This window comes from Streptomyces sp. NPDC047072 (assembly GCF_040643855.1).
GTDB lineage: Bacteria > Actinomycetota > Actinomycetes > Streptomycetales > Streptomycetaceae > Streptomyces.
Genome location: NZ_JBEYVC010000148.1, coordinates 1 through 26729 on the forward strand (window position 1 = coordinate 1; position 26729 = coordinate 26729).

At 72.1% G+C, this 26729-nt stretch carries 21 protein-coding genes and 1 pseudogene; 10 read left to right on the forward strand and 12 right to left on the reverse strand.

Features of this window, described 5'->3' with window-relative positions; genetic code table 11:
- Positions 1-68: 68 nt before the first annotated feature.
- Entirely contained in the window at positions 69-1937 is a 1869-nt protein-coding gene (locus ABZ896_RS39940; protein WP_360940117.1) for a penicillin acylase family protein, read from the forward strand.
- An 11-nt stretch (positions 1938-1948) separates the two neighbouring features.
- Here the strand turns inward: ABZ896_RS39940 and ABZ896_RS39945 are convergent, their stop codons facing one another.
- Complete coding sequence (locus tag ABZ896_RS39945; protein WP_360940119.1) at positions 1949-3502, reverse strand: acyl-CoA synthetase; 1554 nt, start codon at positions 3500-3502, stop codon at positions 1949-1951.
- Complete coding sequence (locus ABZ896_RS39950) at positions 3499-4608, reverse strand: nitronate monooxygenase (RefSeq protein ID WP_360940121.1); 1110 nt, start codon at positions 4606-4608, stop codon at positions 3499-3501. The genes ABZ896_RS39945 and ABZ896_RS39950 overlap by 4 nt, the downstream gene beginning before the upstream one ends.
- Positions 4609-4797: 189 nt before the next feature.
- Here ABZ896_RS39950 and ABZ896_RS39955 point away from each other — a divergent pair, with 189 nt between their 5' ends.
- Positions 4798-6480, forward strand: coding sequence for a serine hydrolase (locus tag ABZ896_RS39955; protein ID WP_360940153.1), 1683 nt, complete (start codon positions 4798-4800; stop codon positions 6478-6480).
- A 4-nt stretch (positions 6481-6484) separates the two neighbouring features.
- On the opposite strand, the gene ABZ896_RS39960 is transcribed toward ABZ896_RS39955, so the two are convergent.
- Positions 6485-7336, reverse strand: coding sequence for a helix-turn-helix transcriptional regulator (locus tag ABZ896_RS39960; protein WP_360940123.1), 852 nt, complete (start codon positions 7334-7336; stop codon positions 6485-6487).
- Positions 7337-7390: 54 nt separating this feature from the next.
- On the opposite strand from ABZ896_RS39960, the gene ABZ896_RS39965 reads away from it, so the two are divergent.
- A complete protein-coding gene (locus tag ABZ896_RS39965) occupies positions 7391-8200 on the forward strand; it encodes a glucose 1-dehydrogenase (RefSeq protein WP_360940125.1) in 810 nt (269 codons plus the stop codon).
- 174 nt (positions 8201-8374) lie between these two features.
- Here ABZ896_RS39965 and ABZ896_RS39970 read toward each other — a convergent pair whose 3' ends face one another.
- The 5 genes from ABZ896_RS39970 to ABZ896_RS39990 form a co-directional block, all read right to left on the reverse strand.
- Positions 8375-9943 carry an NAD(P)/FAD-dependent oxidoreductase gene (locus ABZ896_RS39970; RefSeq protein ID WP_360940127.1) on the reverse strand — a complete coding sequence of 523 codons (1569 nt, stop codon included), beginning with the start codon at positions 9941-9943 and terminating at the stop codon, positions 8375-8377.
- Positions 9944-10020: 77 nt separating this feature from the next.
- Positions 10021-12264, reverse strand: a complete 2244-nt coding sequence (locus ABZ896_RS39975) for a serine/threonine-protein kinase (protein WP_360940129.1) — start codon at positions 12262-12264, stop codon at positions 10021-10023.
- 61 nt (positions 12265-12325) lie between these two features.
- Positions 12326-13171: an oxygenase MpaB family protein gene (locus ABZ896_RS39980; RefSeq protein ID WP_360940131.1), complete on the reverse strand. Its 846-nt coding sequence runs from the start codon at positions 13169-13171 to the stop codon at positions 12326-12328.
- 9 nt (positions 13172-13180) lie between these two features.
- Positions 13181-14359, reverse strand: coding sequence for an acyl-CoA dehydrogenase family protein (locus ABZ896_RS39985; RefSeq protein ID WP_360940133.1), 1179 nt, complete (start codon positions 14357-14359; stop codon positions 13181-13183).
- A 116-nt stretch (positions 14360-14475) separates the two neighbouring features.
- The gene (locus tag ABZ896_RS39990; RefSeq protein WP_360940135.1) at positions 14476-14847 is read right to left on the reverse strand and encodes a ferredoxin; all 372 of its coding nucleotides are present in this window, start codon (positions 14845-14847) and stop codon (positions 14476-14478) included.
- Between the two features lie 97 nt (positions 14848-14944).
- Between ABZ896_RS39990 and ABZ896_RS39995 the strand changes: the two genes are divergently transcribed.
- From ABZ896_RS39995 to ABZ896_RS40005, 3 genes are all read left to right on the forward strand, one after another.
- The gene (locus ABZ896_RS39995) at positions 14945-15322 is read left to right on the forward strand and encodes a DUF6479 family protein (RefSeq protein ID WP_360940137.1); all 378 of its coding nucleotides are present in this window, start codon (positions 14945-14947) and stop codon (positions 15320-15322) included.
- A gap of 70 nt (positions 15323-15392) precedes the next feature.
- The gene (locus ABZ896_RS40000) at positions 15393-15743 is read left to right on the forward strand and encodes a hypothetical protein (RefSeq protein ID WP_360940139.1); all 351 of its coding nucleotides are present in this window, start codon (positions 15393-15395) and stop codon (positions 15741-15743) included.
- Positions 15744-15779: 36 nt separating this feature from the next.
- Complete coding sequence (locus tag ABZ896_RS40005; protein ID WP_360940141.1) at positions 15780-17273, forward strand: ubiquinol-cytochrome c reductase cytochrome b subunit; 1494 nt, start codon at positions 15780-15782, stop codon at positions 17271-17273.
- Here the strand turns inward: ABZ896_RS40005 and ABZ896_RS40010 are convergent.
- The 4 genes from ABZ896_RS40010 to ABZ896_RS40025 all read right to left on the reverse strand — a co-directional run bounded on the left by ABZ896_RS40010 (position 17234) and on the right by ABZ896_RS40025 (position 22892).
- On the reverse strand, positions 17234-17647 hold the full coding sequence (locus ABZ896_RS40010; protein WP_360940143.1) for a cytochrome c oxidase subunit 4: 414 nt from the start codon (positions 17645-17647) through the stop codon (positions 17234-17236). The two genes, ABZ896_RS40005 and ABZ896_RS40010, sit on opposite strands and share 40 nt — an antisense overlap.
- Positions 17647-19308, reverse strand: coding sequence for a cytochrome c oxidase subunit I (gene ctaD / locus ABZ896_RS40015; RefSeq protein WP_360940145.1), 1662 nt, complete (start codon positions 19306-19308; stop codon positions 17647-17649). The genes ABZ896_RS40010 and ctaD overlap by 1 nt, the downstream gene beginning before the upstream one ends.
- A gap of 38 nt (positions 19309-19346) precedes the next feature.
- The gene (locus ABZ896_RS40020) at positions 19347-21089 is read right to left on the reverse strand and encodes a glycoside hydrolase family 15 protein (protein ID WP_360940147.1); all 1743 of its coding nucleotides are present in this window, start codon (positions 21087-21089) and stop codon (positions 19347-19349) included.
- 90 nt (positions 21090-21179) lie between these two features.
- Positions 21180-22892, reverse strand: coding sequence for an IlvD/Edd family dehydratase (locus tag ABZ896_RS40025; protein WP_360940149.1), 1713 nt, complete (start codon positions 22890-22892; stop codon positions 21180-21182).
- A gap of 137 nt (positions 22893-23029) precedes the next feature.
- Between ABZ896_RS40025 and ABZ896_RS40030 the strand changes: the two genes are divergently transcribed.
- The 4 genes and pseudogenes from ABZ896_RS40030 to ABZ896_RS40045 form a co-directional block, all read left to right on the forward strand.
- A complete protein-coding gene (locus ABZ896_RS40030) occupies positions 23030-24046 on the forward strand; it encodes an alcohol dehydrogenase catalytic domain-containing protein (protein WP_360940155.1) in 1017 nt (338 codons plus the stop codon).
- A 122-nt stretch (positions 24047-24168) separates the two neighbouring features.
- A complete protein-coding gene (locus tag ABZ896_RS40035; RefSeq protein ID WP_360940151.1) occupies positions 24169-25539 on the forward strand; it encodes a Tat pathway signal sequence domain protein in 1371 nt (456 codons plus the stop codon).
- Positions 25540-25674: 135 nt separating this feature from the next.
- The gene (locus ABZ896_RS40040; protein ID WP_360940157.1) at positions 25675-26319 is read left to right on the forward strand and encodes a class I SAM-dependent methyltransferase; all 645 of its coding nucleotides are present in this window, start codon (positions 25675-25677) and stop codon (positions 26317-26319) included.
- Positions 26301-26729, forward strand: a pseudogene (locus ABZ896_RS40045) (serine/threonine protein phosphatase); the annotation flags it as partial. The gene ABZ896_RS40040 and the pseudogene ABZ896_RS40045, both read left to right, overlap by 19 nt.

Below are 26729 nucleotides of genomic sequence, written 5' to 3' on the forward strand. Positions count from 1 at the left end.
GGTTTATCAACACGCGGGGGGGCGCCGGGGGGGGGGGGGGCGGGGAGGGGGCCCGCCGGGTCCCCAGGGTGGAGGGGCCCACCTGCTTCTACGCCCTGTCGGTCCTCGGCGGACAGGGCGACGCCGTGGACGGGATCACCGCCGCGCAGCCGCCCACGAGCGCCGCCGCGGGCGGCAAGGGCGTGGACGCCGACGCCCTGATCGCGTCCGTGCGGGCCCGGACCGCCGACGCCGACATGGGGTCGAACGCGATCGCGTTCAGCGGCGCCACCACGGCGAACGGCCGCGGTCTGCTGCTGGGCAACCCGCACTACCCGTGGCAGGGCGGCCGCCGCTTCTGGCAGTCGCAGCAGACCATTCCCGGCGAACTCGACGTCGCCGGCGGCTCACTGCTCGGCTCACCGACGATCTCCATCGGCTACAACTCCCATGTGGCGTGGAGCCACACCGTCTCGACGGGCGTCCCGTTCAACCTCACCCGGCTGACCCTCGACCCGGCCGACCCGACTGTCTACCTGGTGGACGGCAAACAGGAGCGGATGACGAAGCGGTCCGTGACGGTGGCGGTCAAGGGCGGCGCCCCGGTGACGCTCACCCAATGGTGGACGCGTTACGGCCCGGTCGTCGCCGATCCCCAGGGGCAGCCCCCGTTGCCCTGGACGGCCACGACGGCGTATGCGCTCAACGACCCGAACGCCGTCAACCTGCGGTTCGCCGACACCTCGCTCGACTTCAGCAGGGCGCGCTCCACGGCGGACGTCAAGGCGTCCCTCGACCGGCACCAGGGCCTCCCCTGGGTGAACACCATCGCGGCGGACTCCTCCGGGCACTCCCTGTACACGCAGTCGCAGGTGCTGCCCCGGATCACCGACGATCTCGTGAGCCGGTGCTCCACCGACCTCGGCAGGCTCACCTACCCGGCGGCCGGTCTCGCGGTCCTCGACGGCTCCCGGGGCGACTGCGCGCTCGGCAGTGACGCCGACGCCGTACAGCCCGGCATCTTCGGGCCCGCCCGGATGCCCACGCTCAAGGACGCGCCGTACGCGGAGAACTCCAACGACAGCGCCTGGCTGGCCAATGCCGAGCGGCCGCTGACGGGGTACGAGCGGATCTTCGGCACGGTCGGGACGCAGCGCTCGCTGCGCACCCGGGGCGCGATCGAGGACGTGGCGGCACTGGCCGAGCGCGGCGGGCTGACCGTACGGGACCTTCAGCGGCAGGAGTTCACGAACCGGGTGCCCGCGGGCGCCCTGGCCGCGGCCGACGCGGCGAAGGCGTGCGCCGCGCTGCCCGGCGGGACGGCGACGGCCAGCGACGGCAAGGCGGTGGACGTCGGCGCGGCCTGTCCGGTGCTCGCGGACTGGGACCGGACCATGAACACCGACAGCCGGGGCGCGCTGCTCTTCGACCGGTTCTGGCGGAAGCTGACGGCCACGGTGCCGGCGGCCCAGCTCTGGAAGGTGCCCTTCTCGGCGGCGGACCCGGTCCGTACGCCCCACACGCTCAACACCGCCGCGCCCGGCTTCACGACGGCTCTCGCGGACGCGGTGACCGAGCTGCGGGCGGCGGGCATTCCGCTCAACTCGCCGCTCGGTGAGCACCAGTTCGTCGTCCGGGGCGGTCAGCGCATCGCCGTGCCGGGCGGCACGGAGAGGCTGGGGGTCTGGAACAAGATCGAGCCGGTGTGGAATCCGGCGGGCGGCGGGTACACCGAGGTGACCATGGGGTCGAGCCACATCCAGGCCGTCGGCTGGGACGGCGGCGGCTGCCCGGTGGCTCGAACGCTGCTGACGTACTCCCAGTCGTCGAACCCGGACTCGCCGCACTACGGCGACCAGACACGGCTGTTCTCGACGGAGCGGTGGGTGACGTCCAGGTTCTGCGAGAAGGACATCCTGTCGTCGCCGGGGCTGCGGGTGGTCCGGGTCCGTTCCTGAGGTTCCGAGGCTCACACCGGCCGGGAGCGCCCCTCCCAGTACGGGTCCCGAAGGCGTCGCTTGTACAGCTTGCCGTTGGGGTCCCGGGGCATCTCGGTGATGAAGTCGACGCTCTTCGGGCGCTTGTAGCCCGCGAGGCGTTCGGCGCAGTGGGCGAGGAGGTCGGCGGCCAGGTCCGGCCCGGGGGTGTGCCCCGGGGCCGGCTCCACCACCGCCTTGACCTCCTCGCCCCAGTCGTCGTGCGGGATACCGAAGGCGGCGGCGTCCGCGACGGCGGGGTGCTGGAGCAGGACGGACTCGATCTCGGCGGGGTAGATGTTGACGCCGCCCGAGATGATCATGTCGATCTTGCGATCGCGGAGGAAGAGGTAGCCGTCCTCGTCGAGGTAGCCGAGGTCGCCGACGGTGAAGAAGTCGCCGATGCGGTTCTTCTTCGTCTTGTCCTCGTCCTTGTGGTAGGCGAAACCGCCGGTGTTCATCTTCAGGTACACGGTGCCGAGTTCACCGGCGGGCAGCCGGTTGCCGTCGTCGTCGAAGACGGCGAGTTCGCTGATGGGCCAGGCCTTGCCGACCGTGCCGGGCTTCTTCAGCCAGTCCTCGGCGGTCGCGAAGGCACCACCGCCCTCGCTGGCCGCGTAGTACTCCTCCACACAGGGCCCCCACCAGTCGAGCATCGCCCGCTTCACATGGTCCGGGCAGGGGGCGGCGCCGTGGATGGCGTGCCGCATGGACGAGACGTCGTAGCGCGCCCGGACGTCCTCGGGGAGCGCGAGCAGGCGGTGGAACTGCGTCGGGACCATATGGGTGTGGGTGCACCGGTGGGCGTCGATCAGCCGGAGCATCTCCTCGGGCGTCCACTTGTCCATCAGGACCAGCGGGTGCCCGATGTGCAGGGACGCGGCGGCGAACTGGAGGACGGCCGTGTGGTAGAGCGGCGAGCAGACGAGGTGGACGTTGTCGTCGAAGGGCCGGATGCCGAAGATGCCGAGGAAGCCGCCGAGGTAGGCCTCCTCGGGCAGCTTGCCGGGCAGCGGCCGGCGGATACCGCGCGGGCGGCCCGTCGTACCCGAGGTGTAGTTCATGACCCAGCCGAGTTCGCGGTCGGCGGGTGCCGACTCCGGCTGTCCGTCGAGGAGTTCGGCGTACGGCCGGAAGCCCTCGACCTCGCCGACGGCGTACCGGTGGGTCGCCGGGAGGCCCGCCTCCTCGGCCGCGTGCCGTGCCGCGTCGGCGAAGCGTTCGTGGGCGAGGAGCACCTTGGCGCCCGAGTCCGCGACGATCCAGGCGATCTCGGGGGCGACGAAGTGATGGTTGATCGGGACGAGGTAGAAGCCTGCCTGGCTGGCGGCGAGGTGCGCGGTGAAGAACTCGGCGCTGTTGGGCAGGACCACGGCGAAGGCGTCGCCGCGTTCCAGTCCGGCCGCGCGCAGACCGTGGACGAGTTGGTTGGCGGCGGCGTGCAGGCGGCCCGCGGTCCAGGCCGTGCCGTCGGGGGCGACGAGGACCGTACGCGACGGGTCCTGTGCGGCTTGGGCCCAGAAGCCCGCGGGGGGTGTGCTCGTCACTGGCCGCTCCTTCCGGCGATGCGGTTGATGCGATCGACGGCTCGCTCGAAGCCGCGGGTGAGGTCGTCGAAGACCGCCTGGACGCTCCGTTCGCTGGTCATCCGGCCGACGATCTGCCCGACGGGCGTACCCAGCAGCGGCTCGACCTCGTACTTCTGGATCCGGGAGACGGCCTCGGCGACCAGCAGCCCCTGGAGGGGCATGGGCAGGGTGCCGGGTCCGTCGGCGGAGTCCCAGGCGTCGGTCCATTCCGTACGGAGCTGGCGAGCCGGTTTCCCGGTCAGGGCCCGGGAGCGCACGGTGTCGCCGGACCCGGCGGCGAGGAGTTTCTCGATCAGCTTGGGCGAGGGCAGTTCGGCCTCTGTGGTGGTCAGCCACATGGAGCCCAGCCACACACCCTGGGCGCCGAGGGCCAGTGCCGCCGCCACCTGCTGTCCGCTGCCGATCCCGCCCGCGGCGAGCACGGGCAGCGGGTCCACGGCGTCCACGACTTCGGGGGTGAGGACCATGGAGGCGATCTCTCCGGTGTGGCCGCCGGCCTCGTAGCCCTGCGCGACCACGATGTCGATGCCGGCCTCCTTGTGCTTGACCGCGTGCCGGGCGCTGCCCGCGAGGGCGGCGACCAGGACGTCGTGCCGGTGGGCGCGGTCGACGATGTCGGCGGGCGGCGAGCCGAGGGCGTTGGCGAGGAGGCGGATCGGGTAGTCGAAGGCGACGTCGAGCTGGCTGCGGGCGACCTGCTCCATCCAGCCGGTGATGCGCCAGCCCGAGGCCTCGCCCTCGGCGAGTTCGGGCACCCCGTACTTGGCGAGGGTCTCCCGGACGAACTCCCGGTGCTCCTCGGGGATCATCGCCTCGACGTCGGCCTCGGACACGCCCTCGACCTTCTTGGCGGGCATGACGACGTCCAGGCCGTAGGGCTTGCCGTCGACGTGGGCCTCGATCCAGTCGAGGTCGCGCTTGAGTTCGTCGGGCGCCGTGTAGCGGACCGCGCCGAGCACACCGAAGCCGCCGGCCCGGCTGATGGCCGCGGCGACGGCGGGGAACGGCGTGAAGCCGAAGACGGCGTGCTCGACTCCCAGTTTCTTGCTCAGCTCCGTCTGCATGGCCGCAGGATGCCGCAGTCCTCCGGACGACGGAAGAGGTTTTCTGATGCTCCGTCAGATAAATCGCCGACCGCGTGCAGTGATCCGCGCGGGCAGTCTCAGTACGGTGTGCGAGTGACCGGAGACACGGCAGGTGGACTGAATCGGCGTCAACTCGGCAGACGCGTACTGGCGTTGGGCGGCGCCCTCATGGTCGCCCCCTTCCCCGCGGGACCTGCCGAAGCGGCCGCCCCGTCGCGGCACACCGTTCTCCGGCACGGCCCTGCCGAGCGCGCCGGACTCCTTCCCGCACACCTGGACCGCCTCGTCACCGACGCCGAGGCGTTCCTCGGCCCCTCCCCCACGCACCCCTGGTACGCGGGTGCCGTCCTGCTCGCCGGCCGTGGCGGCACGGTGGCCCTGCACCAGCCGATCGGCATGGCAGTGCGCTATCAGGCGTACGACGAGAAGACGGACACCGGCGTCGAGTTCCCGGCCGACCAGCAGATCCCCATGGCCGAGGACACCGTCTTCGACCTGGCCTCGGTGTCGAAGCTGTTCACCTCGCTCCTCGCCGTCCAGCAGATCGAGCGGGGCGCGCTGGAACTGGAGGGGAAGGTCGCCGCGTACCTCCCCGAGTTCGGTGCGGCGGGCAAACAGGACATCACGATCCGTCAGCTCCTCACCCATACCTCGGGGTTCAGATCATGGATCCCGCTGTACAACGCGCCGACGTACGAGGGAAAGCTCCAACTCATCTGGAACCAGGCCCCGATCAGCCCGCCGGGCACCGCGTACCTCTACTCGGACCTCAACCTGATCTCCCTCCAGCTGGTGTTGGAGCGGATCACCGGCCGGACACTCGACGTCCTTCTCCGCGAGGAGATCACCGGCCCGCTCGGCCTGGGCCACACCCGCTACAACCCGCTCGTCTCCTGGAAGCCGCGGATCGCCGCCACCGAGGACGCCCGCAAGCCCTGGTCGGGGCTTGACCGCGGGCTGGTGTGGGGCGAGGTGCACGACGAGAACGCCTTCAGCCTCGGCGGGGTCGCGGGGCACGCCGGGGTGTTCTCCACGGCCTGGGATCTGGCCGTGCTGGGGCGGACGCTGCTCAACGGCGGCGCGTACGGCAGGGCCCGCATCCTGCGCCCGGAGTCGGTGGAGCTGATGTTCACCGACTTCAACACCGCCTTCCCCGGCGACGAGCACGGTCTCGGCTTCGAGCTCTACCAGCACTGGTACATGGGCGCGATGGCCACTCCGCGCACGGCGGGCCACACCGGCTTCACCGGCACCTCGCTGGTCCTCGACCCGACCACCGACTCCTTCCTGATCGTCCTCGGCAACTCCGTGCATCCGGTGCGCACTTGGCGATCGGGTTCCGCGCCCCGGGTGGCCGCCGGGAACAACATGGCGCGCGCGGTGGCGGTACGGCCCCGGTACGGCCGTACCGCATGGTTCTCGGGGATGGCGAGCGCGACGAACGCCACCCTCGCGCTGCCCGCGCTCGACACGTCGGCGGGGGACGCGCGTCTGCGGTGCGCCCTGTGGTGGGACATCGAACCCGCCGCGGACGTACTGGCGTTGGAGGCCACGACGGACGGCGGCGCCACCTGGCAGGCGGTCCCGTTCACCGCCGGAGGGCAGGAATACCCGGCGGGGACGGCCACCGGCTGGTCGGGGCGCGTCTGGCACCGGCTCAGCGCCGACCTCCCGGCACACCCCGAACTGGCCTTGCGCTGGCGGTACTCGACCGACCGGCTGTACGTCGGCCGGGGAGTCTACGTCGACGGGCTACGCGTCCGGACACCGGAAGGCGTCCTCTTCGACGAGGCGCGACCTGCCGACGGCACACGGATCGAGGCCAACGGGTGGGCCGCGTCCGGGGATTGAGCGGTCAGCCGGGAACGTGGAGCTGCTGGGTACCCACGACCGCCAGCAGCCGCAGGGCCTCCTCGGCCGGTGAGCCGGGGGTCGCCGTGTAGATGACCACCCGTTGGTCGCGGTCGGCGATGTCGAGGACGTCGCAGTTGACGGTGACGGGCCCGACCACCGGGTGGTCGAAGGTCTTCTGGAGCGCGGGGCGGGACGTGACGTCGTGGGCGGCCCACAGGCGCGCGAACTCCGCGCTCCCTTCCAGGAGTTCCGCCACCAGGGCGCTCAGCTCCGGGTCGTCGGGGTAGCGGGCGGTGGCCGCGCGCAGCTGCTGGGCCGAGGCGTGCGCGAACTCCTCGCCGTCCGAGACGCCGTAGAGCCGCCGTCCCTCCGGGTGGGGGCCGAGGAAGGCGCGCCGAACGAGGTTGCGGTCGCGGCGGGGGACGGCGGAGAAGTCCTCCATGAGTGCCGCGGCCAGGTCGTTCCAGGCGATGACCTCGTAGCTCGCGGAGATGACGAACGCGGCGGCCTGCGGCAGCCGGTGCAGCAGGTCGACGATGCTCTGCCGCACCTCGCGGGACGGGCCGGGCGGCAGGCCCGGCGGGGTGCCGGCGAGGTGGTGGAGGTGGTCGCGTTCGGCGTCCGACAGGCGCAGGGCGCGGGCGACCTGGGCCAGGACCTCGCGGGAGGGGCGGGGAGCGCGGGCCTGCTCCAGGCGGGTGTAGTACTCGGTGGAGATGTACGCCAGCTGCGCCACCTCCTCGCGGCGCAGCCCCGGTGTGCGGCGGCGCGGCCCGGCGGGCAGCCCCACGTCGGCCGGGCCGATGCGCTCGCGTCGGCTGCGGAGGAATTCGGCCAGTTCTCGTCGGTCCACCTGTCCAGTGTGCGGGGCGCCTATGGGGTGCAGCCAGGTACCGGTGATGCCTGGATGGGCCACGCGGTCGGGCGCAGGCTCGACGGCATGACCAACACCACCATCACCCCGCTGCTCGCCGACAAGGTCGCCTTCGTCACCGGTGCCGGGCGCGGCATCGGCGCGGCGGCCGCCCGGCTGTTCGCCCGGGAGGGCGCCCGTGTCCTCCTTGCCGCCCGCACGGAGGCCCAGCTCAAGGCCGTGACCGAGGGGATCCGGACGGCGGGCGGCACCGCCGAGTACGTGCTGTGCGACCTCGCCGATCCGGGGAGCGTCCGCGGCGCCGTCGACCGGGCCGTCGAGCTGTACGGCAGGCTCGACGTGGCCTTCAACAACGGGGCGACGGCCCAGGAACCGGGCCCCATGGACCAGCTGGCGGAAGCCGACTTCGACCATGTCGTCGCCGTCAATCTCAAGGGCCCCTGGGTGGCCATGAACGCCGAGATCGCCGCGATCCGGGCCACCGCCGGGACCGGCGCGATCGTCAACAACTCCAGTGTGGGCAGCCTGATGGCCAACCCCTGGCTGCCGGCGTACGGGGCCGCGAAGCGGGCGGTCAACAGCCTGACCGCGTCGGCGGCGGCCACGTACGGCCCGGAGGGCATCCGCGTCAACGCCGTCGCCCCCGGCGGGACCCTCACCGAGATGATCGAGGAGTGGCAGGCGAAGACCCCGGGTATCGTCGAACAGCTCGTCGCCGGGACACCGCTGGGCCGGATGGCGGCCCCCGAGGAGATAGCCGAGGCGGCGGCCTGGCTGCTGAGCGACCGGGCGTCCTTCGTCACGGGTGTCGTGCTCCAGGTGGACGGCGGCGGCAGGGCCTGACCGGCAGAACCAACCGCCGGCCCGGCACCGGCGCCCGACAGCAGCCGACGCCGGGCCAGCAAAACCTGACCGGCAACCCGACAGCAGCTCACCGCCGGGCGGCAGCACCTGACCGGCACCCCGGCACCAGCAGACCGCCGACCCGGCGGAACCTGACCGGCAACCCCGCGGCACCTACCCGGCAGCGCCCTCCAGCACCGCCATCGCCGCGTTGTGCCCCGGCACGCCGCTCACCCCTCCCCCGCGCACCGCGCCCGCCCCGCACAGCAGCACGTTCGCGTGGGCCGTCTCCACGCCCCAGCGTCCGACACCCTCCTGCGCGTAGGGCCAGGTCAGTTCGCGGTGGAAGATGTTGCCGCCGGGCAGGCGCAGGTCGCGTTCCAGGTCGAGCGGGGTCTTCGCCTCGATACAGGGTCGGCCGTCCGCGTCGGTGGCCAGGCAGTCGGCGATCGGCTCGGCCAGCACCGCGTCCAGCTGGGCCAGGGTCGACTTGAGGAGTTCCTCGCGTACGGCGTCGTTGTCCGGGGCGAAGAGGCGCGCGGGGGTGTGCAGGCCGAACAGCGTCAAGGTCTGGTAGCCCTGCGCGACCAGCTCCGGTCCGAGGATCGTCGGGTCGGTGAGGGAGTGGCAGTAGATCTCCGAGGGTGGGGCGGCGGGGAGTTCGCCGGCGGCGGCCTGGGCGTGGGCGGTGGCCAGCTGGTCGTAGCCCTCGGCGATGTGGAACGTGCCGGAGAAGGCCTCGCGCGGGTCGACCGAGGTGTCCCTCAGCCGTGGGAGGCGCTTGAGCAGCATGTTCACCTTGAGCTGGGCACCCTCCGCGGGGGCGGGCGGCTCGTTGCCGGTGAGGGCGGCCAGCGCCTGCGGGGAGGCGCCCACAAGGACGTGCCGTGCGGCGACGGTGCCCTCGCCGTCGGCCGTGCGATAGGCGACCTCCGCTGCCCTGCCGTCCGTCTCGATCCGTACGGCCTCGTGGCCGGTGGCGATCACCGCTCCCGCCTCGCGTGCCGCCGCGGCCAGGGCGTCGGTGAAGGCGCCCATACCGCCGACGGGCACGTCCCAGGCGCCGGTGCCACCGCCGATCACGTGGTAGAGGAAGCAGCGGTTCTGCTTGAGGGTGGGATCGTGGGCGTCGGCGAAGGTGCCGATCAGAGCGTCGGTGAGGACGACACCCCGGACCAGATCGTCAGCGAAACGGTCCTCCACGGCGACACCGATCGGTTCCTCGAACAGGACCCGCCATGCCTCCTCGTCGTCCACACGCGCGCGCAGCTCGTCCCGGGTGGGGAGCGGTTCGGTGAGGGTGGGGAACACTCGCTGGGCGACGCGGCCCGTCATGTCGTAGAACCGCTGCCAGGCCGCGTACTCCCGCTCCCCGCCGGTGAGCCGCGCGAAGGCCTCCCGGGTGCGCTCCTCGCCGCCTCCGACGAGCAGTCCGGTCGGCCGTCCCGCCCGTTCGACGGGGGTGTACGACGAGACCGTGCGCGTGCTGACGCGGAACTCCAGGCCGAGGTCGCGGACGATCTTGTCGGGCAGCAGGCTGACCAGGTAGGAGTAGCGCGAGAGCCGGGCGTCCACCCCGTCGAAGGGGCGGGTGGAGACGGCGGCGCCGCCGGTGGTGTCGAGCCGCTCCAGCACCAGCACGGACCGGCCGGCCCGGGCCAGGTAGGCGGCGGCGACCAGACCGTTGTGGCCGCCCCCGACGATGACGGCGTCGTAGCTGCGGTGTCCCTCGTGAGCAGGCATGGTTCTTCGTAACACGGGATGATCGGGGTCGGCCAGAGGGGAACTCTCGCAGGTCACGCCAGGCGACGTCTCCCACGTCACTGCACGCCCGAAGCCCGCTGCTGCCTTAGCACCGCGACCCTGCGGTACAGCTCCACCGCCTCCGCGCCCCGGCCCAGCTGTTCCAGGCAGTGCGCCTCGTCGTTGCGGCTGGCGAGGGTGTCGGGGTGGTCGGCGCCGAGGACGTGTTCGCGGGCGGTGGCGACCCGGCGGTATTCGGCGAGGGCGTCGGCCCAGCGGCCCAGCCAGCCGAGGCCGACGGCGACCTCGCGGCGGCTGACCAGGGTGTCCGGGTGTTCGGGGCCCAGGACGCGCTCGCGGATCGCGCAGACGTCACGGGACTCGGCGAGGGCCTCCTCCCAGCGGCCGAGGCGCCCGAGGTTGACGCCGAGGCCGTGGCGGGCGCGCAGGGTCTCGGGGTGGGCGGGACCGTGGACGCGGGTGCGGTCCTCGATGAGGTCGCGGTAGAGCTGGAGCGCCTCCGCGCTGCGGCCCAGGCGCCCGAGGCTGATGCCGACCTCGTAGCGGGCGGCGAGGGTGTCGGGATGGTCGGGTCCGAGGGCCTGGGCACGGGCCTCGGCGACCTCGTGGTAGGTCTGCAGGGCCTCCGCCCAACGGCCCAACTGGCCCAGCGCGTACGCGACTTCGTAACGGGTGACCAGCGTGTCGGGGTGCTGCGGTCCGAGCACCCGGGCGCGGGCGGCGCCGACCTCGCAGGCCATGCGGTACGACTCCTCAAGGCGGCCGAGTCTGCTGAGGTTGAAGGCGAGGTTGTGGCGGCAGCGCAGGGTGTCCGGGTGGTCGGGGCCCATGTGCCGTTCGCGGGCGGCGAGTACGGAGTTGTAGACCTGGTGGGCGTCGAAGTGGCGGCCCAACTGCCCGAGGACGTAGGCCATTTCCTGGCGGGCGGCGAGGGTGTCGGGGTGGTCGGCGCCCAGCGTGCGCGTCCGGGTCGCGGCGACGTGCTTGTACTCGCGCAGGGCGTCGGCGGCACGGCCCGTACGGCTGAGGGTGAAGGCGACCTCGTACCGGCTGGCGAGGGTGTCAGGGTGGTCGACGCCGAGCAGGTGCTCGCGTTCGGCGGCGACCGCGCGGTGCACCTCGCCGGCCTCGGCCCAGCGCCCGAGGCGTCCCAGGCTGAGCCCCGCGTTGTGCCGTCCGGCTAGGGCGGTGAGGGCCTGCACGGACGGCGCGGACGGCTCCTCCGGTACGGCCGTCTCCTCGACGCGGCCGGTGGCGGGGCGGGCGATCCACTCGCCGGTCAGACCGGCTCCGGCGTCCGGGGGCGTGGTGGCGAGGCCCCGGCCCGCCGCCTTGTGCCCGGTGGTCATCCCCCGGGTCCAGGACGGCAGCCGGGTCTCGCGGGGCCGGTCCGGCTCGGGCGGCCGCAGTTCGGGCCGCGGGGTCACCACGGTGGGCACGTACGTCGGCGCGGTGCGGCCCAGGCTGATGCGGCGGCCCACCTCGCGGGCGTCGTGCGGGCGTTGCTCGGGGAGCTTGGCCAGGAGGTCGAGGATGACCTTGTCGAGGTACTCGGGCAGTTCGGGGCGGATGCCGCGCGGCGGGCGGGGCGGGGTGTCGCGGTGGCCGACGAGGATCGCCCAGGCGTCGTCCATGTCGAAGGGCGGGGCGCCGGTGGCGATCTCGTAGAGCACGCAGCCCAGGGAGTACAGGTCGCTGCGCTGGTCGACCTCGGTGCCGCCGATCTGCTCCGGCGACATGTAGTGCGGGGTGCCCATCGCGATGCCGGTGCCGGTGAGCCGGGAGGTGAAGTCGACGTCGTGGCCGAGGCGGGCGATGCCGAAGTCGCAGATCTTCACGGTGCCGTCGGTGAGCCGGACGATGTTGGCGGGCTTCAGGTCGCGGTGCACGATGCCCTGCTGGTGGGTGTAGGCGAGGGCGGCGGCGACCTGGTCGGCGACGTCAACGACGTCCGCCACGGGCAGCGGGTGCTGTTTGTTGTCCTCAAGGAGCTGGCAGAGGTTGCGGCCCTCCAGGAGCTCCATCACCAGGTAGAGGACGCCGTCGGACTCGCCGAAGTCATGGACGACGGTGACCCCGCGGTGGCTGAGCGCGGCGGCGACCCGGGCCTCGCGCCGGAAGCGCTCCCGAAGGACCCGGGTGAAGGACTGGTCGTGCTGCCCGCCCAGCGGCTTGAGGCACTTCACGGCGACCTGGCGGCCCAGCGACTCGTCGCGGGCCCGCCACACCTCGCCCATGCCTCCGCGCCCGATCCGGTCGAGCAGCCGGTACCGCCCCTGGATGAGCCTGCTGTCCCCCATCTCCTGCGATCGCCCCCGTCGAACTCGCCCCGCCGCCCCTAGGACTGTCCAGTATGGCGAGCTATCTTCCGAGTTTGTACGGGGCGGGCCGGGAGCCGGGTCCGAGTCGTGCCATGGCCCGCAGGATGTGTTTGGGCGGGAGTTGCCAGCGCAGACGTGCGGGAACACAGCGCAGCAGGGTGCCGGTGGCGCGCAACTGACGTGTCACGACAGTGGGTTTCGGGGCTTGTCTGCCGTACAACTCGTGGGCGTACGGCGGCAGGGCGGCGTACGCCAGCTGTGCCACGCGCCGCCAGAGCACCTCGCGCGCCGGGACGAGCAACGGGTGCGTCGGCGGGCGGAGGAGGAAGTCGTCCACTTCGCGTGCCTCGGGCGTACGGGCGAGTTCGGGGCGCACCTTCTCGAAGTACGCCGCCATCTCGGCCTGGTTCGCGGGTACGGCGTCGGGGTCGAGACCCACAAGGCGGGCGCTGACGCGGTGTTCGTCGATGTAGCGGTCGGCGAGTTCGTCGGTGAGGCGGAAGCCGGAACGGCGGACGACGTGCAGGTAGGAGTCGATCTCGGCGCAGTGCACCCACAGCAGGAGTTCGGGTTCGTCGACGCCGTAGCGTTCGCCGGTGTCGGGGTCGGTCGCGCCGAGCATCGTGTGGATCTTGCGGACCCGGGCGCCGGCCTTCTCGGCGGCCTCCGTGGTGCCGTAGGTCGTGGTGCCGACGAAGTGGGCGGTGCGCATCAGGCGGCCCCAGGCGTCGCGCCGGAAGTCGGAGTTCTGCATGACGCCGCGCACCGCGCGCGGGTGCAGTGCCTGGAGGTAGAGCGCGCGGACGCCGGCGACCCACATCATCGGGTCGCCGTGCATCTGCCAGGTCACGGACCTCGGACCGAACAACCCCGGATCACCCCTCATCCCGGAAGGCTAACGCCGTACCCGCGGCATACCCAGACCGATCCACGAGATGATCTCCCGCTGGATCTCGTTGTTGCCGCCGCCGAAGGTGAAGATCACCGCCGAGCGGTAGCCGCGTTCCAGTTCGCCGTGCAGCACCGCGCCCGTCGAGCCCTCTTTCAGGGCGCCCGCAGCGGCGACGATCTCCATGAGCCACGCGTAGGCGTCCCGGCGGGCCTCGGAGCCGTAGACCTTGACGGCGGAGGCGTCCTGCGGGGTGAGGGTGCCGTTCTGGACGGCGCTGACCATCTTCCAGTTGAGGAGTTTCATCGCGTCGAGCTTCGTGTGGGTCTGGGCGAGGCGGCGCCGTACCCAGGGCAGGTCGACGACGCGGCGGCCGTCGGCGAGCTTGGTCTCCGTCGCCCAGCGCTGTACGTCCTGCAGGGCGCGGATGGCCATGGTGCCGTGGGCGGCGAGGGTGACCCGCTCGTGGTTGAGCTGGTTGGTGATCAGCCGCCAGCCCTGGTTCTCCTCGCCGACCCGGTGCGAGAGGGGGACGCGGACGTTCTCGTAGTAGCTGGCCGTGGTGTCGTGCGAGGCGAGGGTGTTGATGACCGTGCACGAGTAGCCGGGGTCGGTGGTCGGCATCAGCAGCATGGTGATGCCCTTGTGCGGCGGGGCGTCCGGGTCGGTGCGCACGGCGAGCCAGACCCAGTCGGCGGTGTCGCCGTTGGTGGTCCAGATCTTGTGTCCGTTGACCACATAGTCGTCGCCGTCGCGTACGGCACGTGTCTTGAGCGAGGCCAGGTCGGTGCCCGCGTCGGGCTCACTGTAGCCGATCGCGAAGTCGATCTCGCCGGAGAGGATCTTCGGCAGGAAGTACGACTTCTGCTCCTCGGTGCCGTACCGCATGATCGTCGGCCCGACGGTGTTCAGGGCCATCAGCGGCAGCGGGACGCCCGCCTGGGCGGCCTCGTCGAAGAAGATGAACTGCTCCATCGCGGTCAGACCGCGGCCGCCGTACTCCTTGGGCCAGCCCACGCCGAGCCAGCCGTCCGTGCCGAGCCGCAGGATGGTCTCGCGGTAGAAGCGCTTCTGGGCGGCCCGGTCGGTGAACCGGGCGTGGGCGTTGTCCGGGACCAACTCGGCGAAGTACGTGCGCAGTTCGGTGCGCAGCCGCTGCTGCTCGGGCGTGTGGTCGAGATGCACGGCGCCTCCAGGCTCCCCAAGGCCGGTCCTGACGGCGCACACGGTAGAACGTGTTCCAGTAATTGGGAACACCAAAGGAGAGCCGGGGAGACGGCCGGGCGAGGGACGCCCAACGGTCAGGCGAGGGTGGCCATGAAGTCGCTGCACGCCTGCGCGCAGTCCCGGCACGCCTTCACGGCCTGGTCGGTGCCGGAATGGTGCTCCAGCACATGGGCGCACTCCAGACAGACGGACCGGCACCACTCCAGCTGGACGCGGATCCCGGCCTCGTCGAGGTGGTTCTCCTCGGAGAGCACACGGCAGGTGGCGTCGCACACCTCCGCGCACATGATGGCTTTACGTCGTAGCAGCTCCTGCTCCTCGGTTCCGTCCGGGTCCACCAGGCTCGCGCGCAGCGCACAGGCCCGGGCACACTCCGTGCACGCCTGGGCGCACGCGAAGCGGTCCTCCAGGAACCGGAAGAGCTCCTGCTGGGTAGTCGTCGTCACACTGGTCGGGTTGCCGCGCCCGGGGCGGCCAAACCCCGGGATCGACACCGCGCGGGACGTCTCGGTTCACCCGGGGCGCGAGGGGTACTCGCGTGCCATGAACCAAGCCCTGAACACCGAATGGACGGACCTCGCCGCGGGCCGGGGCGCGCTCGTGACCGGGCTGATCGTGGCGGGTGTGGTGGTCGTGGCGGTGCTGATCGGCGCCTTCTGGCTGGGCGCCCGGGTCCGCCGCCGGGAGCTGCCCGCACCGACGCCCGACGAGCAGCCCCGGCTGCCGGACGAGGGTCCGGTCCGGGAGGTCATGGAGAACCGGGAGCCCGACGAGGTGCCGAGGAGCGACCAGCGCCTGACCCCGCACGAACTCCCCAACCACGGCAACAGCCCCACCCGCACCGGCCCGGACCGCGAGCGGCCCCGCTGGAACGAGGGCAGCAGTGGAGCCTTCGGGAGCGGAGGCCCCGGACGCAGCTGATCCGTCGTCCGGGAACGCCCCCAGGCATCCCCGGACCGTACGCACCGACCGCGCCAAGGAAAGGGACCCCATGACCGACTCCGGCCGTGCCACCCTCCCGTTGCCCGACTACGACCACCTCCCGCTCGGCGGTCTGGAGAGCCGTGTGCGCTCGCTCACCGCGGCGGAGGTCGAGGAGTTGCTGGCGTACGAGCGGACACATGCCGACCGGCTGCCGATCACCGAGCTGCTGACGGCTCGGCTGGAGCAGCTGGAGGCGGGCGCCGAGCCGACGTCCGGCGATCCCGGCGCCCTCCGCCCCGAGCAGTCCACGAGCGGTACGGGCTCCCCGGTGTCGCCGGTGACGTCTGCGCAGCCGTTCAGTCCGCCGCCGCACGGCACACCCGACCAGCGCGGCAATCCGAAGGGTGACCGCACCTGACGGTTTCCGCCCCGTCCGCGAGGGCACCCGTGGGCGATGCTGCTGAGGAGAAGGGCCCGGGCGGCGGCCCGGGCCCGCGTCGCCGGTGAGCGCACCGCCGACTGGGCGGACGGCCGGCTTCCGGTCTACGAGAGCGGCGGTCTGCTGCGCAAGGCGTTCCCGGACCACTGGTCCTTCCTCCTCGGCGAGATCGCCCTGTACAGCTTCGCCGTCCTGATGCTGACCGGCGTCTGGCTGACGCTGTTCTTCCACCCGTCCATGACCGAGGTCGTCTACGACGGCTCCTACCGGCCGCTGGACGGCATCCGCATGTCGGAGGCGTACCGCTCCACGCTGGACATCAGCTTCGAGGTACGCGGCGGGCTACTGATACGCCAACTCCACCACTGGGCGGCGCTGGTGTTCCTCGCCGCGATCGGCATCCATCTGCTGCGCGTCTTCTTCACGGGCGCCTTCCGCCGTCCCCGCGAGGTCAACTGGACGATCGGCGTGACCCTGTTCCTGCTGGCGCTCGCCGAGGGGTTCGCCGGCTACTCGCTCCCGGACGACCTGCTCTCCGGCACCGGCCTGAGGATCGCGCAGGGGATCATGCTGTCGATCCCGGTGGCGGGGACGTACATCAGCATGTTCGTCTTCGGCGGCGAGTACCCGGGGCACGAGGTGATCCCCCGGCTGTACTCCCTGCACATCCTGCTGGTCCCGGGCCTCCTGCTCGCCCTGGTGACGTTCCACCTCATCCTGGTCTTCTATCTGAAGCACACCCAGTGGGCGGGCCGCGGCCGTACCAACGCCAACGCGGTCGGCAAGCCCATGTTCCCGCAGTTCATGGCGAGTTCGGGCGGCCTGTTCCTCATGGTCTTCGGCGTCCTGACCCTGCTCGCGGGGATCGCGCAGGTCAACCCCATCTGGGTGTACGGCCCTTACCGCACGGACGTCGTGTCGACGGGCTCGCAGCCGGACTGGTACGTCGGTTTCCTGGAGGGGTCGCTGCGTCTGGTGCCGCCCTGGGAGACGTCGGTGGCCGGGCACACCGTGATGTGGAACGTCCTGCTGCCCGCCGTCGTCCTGCCGCTCGCCCTCTTCGCGGTGCTGTACGCCTACCCGTTCGCCGAGCGGTGGTTCACCGGCGACGACCGGGAGCACCATCTGTGCGACCGCCCGCGCGACAGGCCCGTCCGCACCGGGCTCGGCGTCGCCGCCATCTGCTTCTACAGCGTGCTGCTCGCCGCGGGCGGCAACGACATCATCGCCCACACCTTCAAGGCCTCACTGAACACGCTCACTTGGGTGTTCCGGATCGCCCTGCTCGTTCTCCCGCCACTGGCCTTCCTGGTCACCCGGCACCTGTGTCTCGCCCTCCAGGAGGCGGACCGCGAGCGGCTGAACGAGGGCGAGGAGACCGGCGAGATTCGGCAGACGATCGCGGGCGGATACGTGGAGAGCCACGAGCCGATCGACGCGGAGCAGCAGTACGTCCTCAGGGCCTACGGCTACGAACGCGACTCCTCCGACGGCGAGTTGGAGCGCTGAGCGTACTGGAAGACCATCCCGAACACCCCGTGCCCGAGTACGCCGACGCCGATGAGGGCGAGCCACAACCCGAAGACCACGCCGAGGGCGACGAGGACGGCACCGAGCGCCGTGGTGATCGGCCAGGGGCTGTGCGGCGGGAAGAAGTCCAACGGGCCCGCCGTGTCGACGACTTCGGCGTCGGCGCGGTCCTGGGCGCGCAGCCCGCGCCTGCGGTACTGCGCGTGCAGGAAGAAGGCGACGAGGGCCGCCATCAGGAAGGCGATGAACAGAGCGGCGGTTCCCGCGGGTTCGCGCGAACGCCACCAGTAGCCGGTCGCGGTGACGACGAAGAAGGCGGCGACCCCGGTGAACAGGCGGGCCTCGGTACGCATCAGGGCTCCTTCGGTACGTCCGGGTGGTGCAGGTCGAACGCCGGTGACTCGGAGCGGATCCGGGGCAGCGCATGGAAGTTGTGGCGCGGCGGCGGACAGCCGGTGGCCCACTCCAGCGAACGGCCGTAGCCCCAGGGGTCGTCGACCTCGACCGGCCGTCCGTAGCGCGCCGTGCGCCACACGTTGTAGAGGAACGGCAGCGTGGACAGGCCGAGCAGGAACGCGCCGATGCTGCTGATGGTGTTGAGCAGCGTGAAGCCGTCGGCGGCCAGGTAGTCGGCGTACCGGCGGGGCATGCCCTGCTCGCCGAGCCAGTGCTGGACGAGGAAAGTCGTCTGGAAGCCGACGAACAGCGTCCAGAAGTGGATCTTCCCGAGCCGCTCGTCGAGCATCTTCCCGGTGAACTTGGGCCACCAGAAGTAGAACCCGGCGAACATCGCGAACACCACGGTGCCGAAGAGCACGTAGTGCAGGTGGGCGACGATGAAGTACGAGTCGGTGACGTGGAAGTCGAGGGGCGGGGAGGCGATCAGGACGCCGCTCATCCCGCCGAGCAGGAAGGTCACCAGGAAGCCGCAGGACCACAGCATGGGTGTCTCGAAGGACAGGGAGCCCTTCCACATCGTGCCGATCCAGTTGAAGAACTTCACCCCGGTCGGCACGGCGATCAGGAAGGACATCAGCGAGAAGAACGGCAGCAACACGGCGCCGGTGGCGAACATGTGGTGGGCCCACACGGTCGCGGACAACATGGTGATGGCGATGGTGGCGCCGACGAGGGAGACGTACCCGAAGACCGGCTTGCGGCTGAACACCGGGATGATCTCGGAGACGATCCCGAAGAACGGCAGGGCGACGATGTAGACCTCGGGGTGCCCGAAGAACCAGAACAGGTGCTGCCACAGCAGCGGGCCGCCGCTGGCCGCGTCGTAGATGTGCGCGCCGAACTTGCGGTCCGCTTCGAGGGCCAGGAGGGCGGCGGTGAGCACCGGGAACGCGGGCAGGACGAGGATCGAGGTGAACAGCACGTTCCAGGTGAAGATCGGCATCCGGAACATGGTCATGCCGGGGGCGCGCAGGCACAGGATCGTGGTGATGAAGTTGACCGCGCCCAGGGTCGTCGAGACACCCGTGACGACCAGGCCCATGGTCCACAGGTCGCCGCCGGCGCCCGGGCTGCGGACCGCGCTGTTGAGGGGCGCGTAGGCGAACCAGCCGAAGGCCGCCGCTCCCCCGGGCACCAGGAAGCCGCTGACCACCATCAGCCCGCCGAAGAGGTAGAGCCAGTACGACAGCGCGTTCAGGCGCGGGAAGGCGACGTCCGGGGCGCCGATCTGGAGCGGCATGACCGCGTTGGCGAAGCCCGCGAAGAGCGGGGTGGCGAACAGCAGCATCATGACCGTGCCGTGGATGGTGAACAGCTGGTTGTACTGCTGCTCGCTGAACAGCTGGAGCCCGGGCCGGGCGAGTTCGCTGCGCATCAGCAGGGCGAGGACGCCGCCGAAGAGGAAGAAGGAGAAGGCGGTCGTCATATAGAGGTTGCCGATGACCTTGTGGTCGGTCGTCGTCGCCCAGCGCAGCAGGGCGCGCCCCCAGGTCCCGCGCGTGCCCGGCGGCCGCGGTGCCTCTCCCGGTTTCCGGATCCTGCTGTCCACCGCCATGCGCGGGCGGGTACCCGGGCGCTACCCGATCACTCGCGTCACTCCCCGCGCTCACCCAGTCGGGCGGCCGTCTCCAGCAGCAGGGCGTGTACGAAGGCCTGCGGGAGGTTGCCGCGCAGCTGGCGCTGGGCGATGTCGAACTCCTCGGCGTACAGGCCGGAGGCCCCGCAGGCGCCCCGGTTGCGCTCGAACCAGCGGTACGCCTCGACGGTCCGGCCCTGCTGTCGTTCGGCGAGCGCCATGACGAACCCGCAGAGCAGGAAGGCGCCCTCGGCGTCCTCCAATGGCCGCTCGTCGTGGCGGAAGCGGTAGAGGAAGTGGTCCCGGCCGAGTTCACGGCGACAGGCGGCGAGTGTGGCCCGGGTGCGCAGGTCAACGGCGGACAGACCTCCTCGTACGGCGGGCAGCAGCAGGGCGGCGTCCAGGGTGGGGTCGTCGGGGGCGCGCTGCCAGTAGCCGTCGGGGTGGACGCAGGTGCGTTCCGTGGCGGCGAGGACGGTGTCGGCCAGGTCGGTGCAGGTGGCGGCGAGCGGGTGGCGGGGTGCGGCGGCCGCGAGGGCGCGCAGGCCCGCCACGCAGATGAGCCTGCTGTGGGTCCACAGCCGGTCGTCCAGCTCCCAGATGCCCGCGTCGGGTTCGCGCCACCGGTCGGCGATCGCCCGTACGGCGATGCCGGCGGCCCGCCAGTGGTCGGCGTCGAGACGGCCCTGGCGTTCGGCGGCGGCGAGCAGCAGGAGGGCCTCGCCGAAGCAGTCGAGCTGGAACTGCTCGCGGACCCGGTTGCCGACGCGGTCGAAGCCGCCGGGGTAGCCGGGCAGGTCGAGGTCGCGCTGTGCGGGCACGGGGCCGCCGTCCACGGTGTAGGCGGGCGCGAGGCGGGGGCCGTCCGTGTGCAGCCGTGCGGTCACGAAGCGGACGGCGTCGTCGAGGAGGTCGTGGGCGCCGACGGCGGCCGCGGCCTGGCCGGCGTAGCTCTGGTCGCGGATCCAGACGTACCGGTAGTCGTAGTTGCGCCCTTCCTCGGCGCGTTCGGGCAGGCTGGTCGTCGCGGCGGCGACCATGCCGCCGTCACGGGTGGTCAGGCCGCGCAGGACGGCGTACGCGCGGCGGGCGTCGCCGCGGGCGACGGTGGCATCGAGCCCGGGGACCGCCTCGCGCCAGGCGGCCTCGGTGGCCTCCCAGGCCGCTTCCGGCCGGGGCAGGGCGGCGGGCAGTGGGGACAGGGCGCACTCCAGGACCAGGTCGTGCTGCTCGCCGGGCTTGAGGTCGAGGTCGGCGGTCAGACCCCGGTCGTCCACGGCGGCGTGCGGGGCGCCCTGCCAGCGCAGCCGGTGGTCGCCCGTGCGCAGTTCCCACGTCCCGCCCTCGGCCCGGTGGACGGAGTCGAGGGGTGCCGCGCCGTACCGGGCGTGCGGGTCGAGGACGACGGAGAGCCGGGCGGGGCCGTCCACCGCGCGCAGCTGCCGCAGCAGGACGAGCCGGTCCGGTTCACCGGGGAAGGCGAGGGCCTCCCGGCACTCGACGACCCCGTCGTCGGTGACCCAGCGGCTGCGCCAGACGAGGGTGCCCTCCTCGTAGTAGCCGCCGAAGACGAACCGGCCCCGGGGCGTGACGGCGTACGCGCCCCGCCCGCCGACCAGCGAGGCGAAGACCGCCTCGTCGTGCCAGGTGGGCGCGCACAGCCACCCGATGGCCCCGTCCGGCCCGATCAGCGCGCCGCGCTCCCCGTCGGCGAGCAGGGCGTAGTCGTGCAGCGCGTGGGGCGGAAAGGGCGTGCTCATGGCGTACGGGTACCCAGGGGACGCAGAGGCCAACGAAAGGGGGCCTGAGCAGCGTGCACACCCATGAGCGGGGCACGCCCCCCACTCTGCTCAGTGCGACTCGCGCGTGACCTCCGAGCCGCTGGAGCCCACCAGGAAATCCAGGTCGGCGCCGGTGTCGGCCTGGAGGACGTGGTCGACGTAGAGGCGTTCCCAGCCGCGCCGGGGGTTGGCGAAGCCGGCGACGGCGGCCTTGGCGGGGGCCCGCGCGGCGAGTTCCTCGTCGGGTACGTCGACGTCGATCCGGCGGGCCGCCACGTCGAGGTCGATGAAGTCGCCGGTGCGCACCAGCCCGAGGGGACCCCCGGCCGCGGCCTCCGGGGCGACATGGAGCACGACCGTGCCGTACGCCGTGCCGCTCATCCGTCCGTCGCAGACACGGACCATGTCCCGGACGCCCTGTTCGAGGAGCTTCCTCGGCAGCGGCATGTTGGAGACCTCCGGCATGCCCGGGTAGCCCTTGGGCCCGCAGCCGCGCAGGACGAGGACGGAGTCGGCGTCGACGTCCAGGTCGGGGTCGTCGATACGGGCGTGGAAGTCCTCGATGGAGTCGAAGACGACAGCCCGCCCGCGGTGCCGGAGCAGGTGCGGGGAGGCGGCCGCCGGTTTGACGAGGGCGCCGTCGGGGGCGAGGTTGCCGCGGAGCACCGCGATGCCGCCCTCGGCGACCAGGGGCTCGGCACGGCTGCGGATGACCTCGCCGTCCCAGATCTCCGCGTCGTCGAGGTGGTCGACGAGCGGGGTGCCGTCGACGGTCAGCGCGTCGGGGTCGAGCAGGTCGCGGACCTCGCGCAGGACGGCGAGCAGGCCTCCGGCGCGGTGCAGGTCCTCCATGAGGAAGCGGCCCGCGGGCTGGAGGTCCACCAGGACCGGCACGCGCGAGCCGATCCGGTCGAAGTCGTCGAGGGTGAGGTCGATGCCCAGCCTGCCCGCGATGGCGAGCAGATGGACGACGGCGTTGGTGGAGCCGCCGATCGCCGCCAGCGCCACGATCGCGTTGTGGAAGGAGCCCTTGGTCAGGAAGGTGCCCGGCCTGCGGTCCGCCGCGATCATCTCCACCGCGAGCCGGCCGGCGCCGTGGGCGGCCTCCAGCAGCCGGCTGTCGGGGGCGGGCGTGCCGGCGACCCCGGGGACGACCGTGCCAAGCGCCTCCGCCACCAGCGCCATCGTCGAGGCGGTCCCCATGGTGTTGCAGTGCCCGCGGCTGCGGATCATCGCCGACTCGGAGCGGGTGAACTGCTCCTGGGAGAGCGTCCCGGCCCGCACCTCCTCCGAGAGCCGCCACACGTCCGTGCCGCAGCCCAGCGGGGTGCCGCGGAAGGTGCCGGTCAGCATCGGGCCGCCGGGCACGACGACCGCGGGCAGGTCCACCGAGGCGGCCGCCATCAGCAGCGAGGGGATCGTCTTGTCGCAGCCGCCCAGCAGGACGACGCCGTCGATCGGGTTGGCCCGCAGCATCTCCTCCGTGGCCATCGCCGCCATGTTGCGCCACAACATGGCCGTGGGGCGGACGTTGGTCTCCCCCAGCGACACCACCGGCAGGTCCAGCGGGATGCCGCCCGCCTCGTACACGCCGTCGCGCACCGAGGACGCCACCTCGTTCAGGTGGGCGTTGCAAGGGGTCAGGTCCGAGGCGGTGTTGGCGATCGCGATCTGCGGGCGGCCGGTGAAGGTGTCGCCGGGCACACCGCGGCGCATCCAGGCCCGGTGGATGTAGGCGTTGCGGTCCTGGCCCGCGTACCACTGCGCGCTGCGGAGACTCACCCGAGTGCCCCTTCCGGTAATCGGTGCGGCGATCTATGGTCGGGAACGCCGTGAAGCATACGCAGACGTCATCCAGCACGACAGACCGCGTCGAGGGCGCCCATGAGGCCGCCGCCGACGGCCGACTCGTCCGTTCCATGCGCGCGTTCGTGCTGACGGGTCCGGGGGCGTACGCGGTCCAGGAGGTGCCGGTTCCGGTGCCGGGCCGCGGCGAAGCCGTCGTGGAGGTCGAGCGGGTCGGTGTGTGCGGGACCGACATGGAGTTCTTCACCGGTGCGATGGCCTATCTGCACCAGGGGCACTCGTCGTACCCCATGCGCCTGGGCCACGAATGGTGCGGGCGGGTGGCTCGCGTCGGCGAGGACGTCGATCCGGCGTGGGTCGGCCTGCGGGTCATGGGTGACACCATGCTCGGCTGCGGTGCCTGCCGCCGGTGCTCGCGGGGGCATCAACACGTCTGCGAGACCCGGCAGGAGGTCGGCATCCGGGGCGGGCGCTCCGGTGCGCTGGCCGAGCAACTCGCGGTGCCCGTCTCCTCGTTGCACGTCCTGCCCGACTCCGTGGACGCGGCGCTCGGCTCGCTGGTCGAGCCGGGCGGCAACGCCCTGCGTGCCGCGCAGGCCGCGGCACCGGGCTCCGGCGACCGGGTCATGGTGCTGGGGCCCGGTGCCATCGGGCTCCTGACCGCGCTGTTCCTGCGGGCCGCAGGTGCCGAGGTGCACCTGATGGGGGTCACCGACGCCTCGCTGGCCTTCGCCCGCACTATGGGCTTCGAGCACACGTGGACGGAGCACACTGTGCCGGACCTGCCCTTCGATGCGGTCATCGACGCGTCGAACGCCGCTCATCTGCCCGGCCTGGCCCTGGAGTTGGTGGAGCCTGGCGGCCGGCTCGTCTGCATCGGGCTCGCCGGTGAGCCCAGTCGGATCGACACCCGCACGCTCGCCCTCAAGGACGTGACGGCCGTCGGCATCCTCTCGGCCTCCCCGGGTCTGGAGGCCACCATCCGCGCCTACGCGGACGGCGTCGTCGACCCCCGCCCGCTGATCGCCGCGACGGTCGGCCTGGACCAGGTCGGCGAAGTCCTGGCGGGCGGAAGGCCGTTCGACTGCGGCCCGGGACCGAAGATCCACGTCGATCCACGGCTGTCCTAGACACCGTTCAGGTCAACCGACGTTCTCCTCCCAAGCGTTGACCTGCCCCGCGGCCGACACCAGAATGATCCCGCACCTTTGAGAGCGCTCTCAAACACCGTCCGCGCCTCCCGAGGAGACCCATGACCGGCAGCGCCCATCCGCCCCTCAGCCGCCGTACGCTCATCGGCGCCGGTCTCGGCGCGGGTGTCCTCACCGCGACCGGTGCGGGCACGTCCCGGGCCACCCAGGGCGCCACGAACGACGCCCCACACAGGGCGCGCGCCTTCCTCGCCGCCGCCATGGACGGCTACCCGGACCACGGGACCCTCCGGCTCACCCAGAGCTACAGCGACCAGGCGGGCCTGTTCAGCACGGCGTTCACCTACGACAACGCCCTCGCGGTCCTCGCCCATCTCACCTCCCCCGCCGGCAGGTCCCGGGCGGTGGCCCTCGGCGACGCGCTGCTGTACGCGCAGGCCCACGACCCCGGGTACGACGACGGCAGGCTCCGGCAGGCGTACAACGTCGGGCCGTACACCTTCTACGACGGCTCCCCGCAGCCGTACGGCTTCGTCCGCCCCGACGGCAGCGCCAACGTCGGTACGCAGTTCGGCTTCACCGGTACGGCGGTCGGCGACATGGCGTGGGCCGGCCTCGCCCTCGCCGCCCTGGCCCGGCGCACCGGACAGGGGCGCTTCCTCGCGGGCGCGGTCCGGATCGGCGAGTGGATCGAGCGGACCGGGCGGACCGACGAGCCCCTCGGGGGCTACAAGTTCGGCGTCGACGGGGCGAACCAGAAGCTGCCGTTCACCTCCACCGAGCACAACACGGACCTGGTCGGCCTGTTCGGGCAGCTGGCCCGGCTGACCGGGGACCGGGTGTGGCGGGAGCGGCGCGCGCGTGCCGCAGCGTTCGTCGCGAGGATGTGGGAGCTGTCCGGCGGCTTCTTCTACACCGGCACCAACGACGGGGTGACCGTCAACAAGTCGCCGATCCCGGAGGACACCCAGACCTGGACCCACCTGGCCCTGGACTCCTCCGCCCACTCCCGTTCGCTCGACTGGGCCGCGCGCGAACTGGCCGTCCTGGACACGGCCGACCGCCCCAACAGCACGGTGCCCGCAGGGCAGTCCTACGAGGGCGTCACCTTCAGCTCGGCGAGCCTGACCGCGAACGAGGACGCGCCCATCGCCGACGGCCAGCCGAAGCCCGACCGCAACGGCATCTGGTTCGAGGGGACGGCCCACCTCGCGCTCGCCCTGCGCGACCGCGGCGCACGCGGGGACGAGAGCCGCGCCCGGAGGCTGCTCGCCTCCGTCGAGCGCGCCCAGGACCTGCTCGGCGGCGCCCAGACGATCGGCGGCACGGCCCTCCCGGCGGCCTCCGGCGTCGTCTCGGCGAGCAGCCCGCTCGACACCGGTTTCGGGTTCGGCTACTACCCCTACCGGCACACGGGCGCCACCGCCTGGTATCTCCTGGCGGCGGCCCGCGCCAATCCGCTGCGGGCGTGACCGGGAGAGCCCTCCCGCCACCCACCCGACCGCCCTCCGGACACTCAATGGCCGCATAATTGTGAAAAACTCACATATAGAGCGCCCAGGGAGTGTCAGGTGAGCAGCCCAGCCGACAGGCTCGACTACGGGAGCATGCCGCTCGACCGCACCGGTCAGGCCGAGGCCTTCGACGCCATCGGCGACCGGTACGACGAAGCCTTTCCGCACAAGGAGGGGCAGGTCGCGGCCGCCGCGTGGCTCGGCGAGACACTGTCCGAGAAGGCTCGGGTGCTGGACCTGGGGTGCGGGACCGGGCTGCCCACCGCGCTCCAGCTGGCCGAGGCGGGCTGCGAGGTCGTCGGTGTCGACCTGTCGGACAGGATGGTCACGGTGGCCCGGGAGAACGTGCCCACCGGGACCTTCCACCGGGCGGACATCGCCGACCTGCGCCCCGCGGGCCCCCTGGACCTCGGCCGCTTCGACGCGGTGACCGCCTTCTTCTCGCTGCTCATGCTGCCGCGCGCCGAGATCCCCCTCGCCCTGCGGACCATCCACCACGTGCTGGTGCCGGGCGGTCTCCTCGCGCTGTCCATGGTCGAGGCGGACGTGGACGACTTCTCCATCCCGTTCATCGGGAGCACCATCCGGGTCTCCGGGTATCTGCGGGAGGAGCTGCGCGAGATCGTGGAGGCGGCCGGTTTCCGGGTCGTCGAGGAGTCCTCGTACTCGTACGCCCCGGCGACCGCGGACGTCCCGCCCGAGGTCCAGATCTTCCTGCGGTGCAGAAGGAACCCGTGACGACGCCCGGCATCCGGCGCCCGACGGCACGGGGAACCCCCGCCGGGAGGGCGCGCCGCGGACCGGGCGCCGGTGGGCCGCAGACGGACCGGCTGCGCTATCTCGACGCGGCGACCCGGCAGATCGGGCGCGGCATGAACCTCGACGACACGCTGGACGAGCTGTGCCGGGCGGCCGTCCCGGCCTTCGCCGACGTGGCCTGCGTCCATCTGTACTCCCCGCTGCCGGTGGACGACGAGACCGGCGCCGACCCCGGTGTACTGCGGCTGCACTGCGCCGACCACACCCCCCTGCACGGCCCGGTCGCCCTCCGCCCGGCCGAGGTGGTGCGCCCGGCCGTCGCCGGCCCGCTCGCCCGGCTGCTGCGGGCCGGGCGACCGGCGTTCGGGAACACCCCGGGCGTCGCCGCC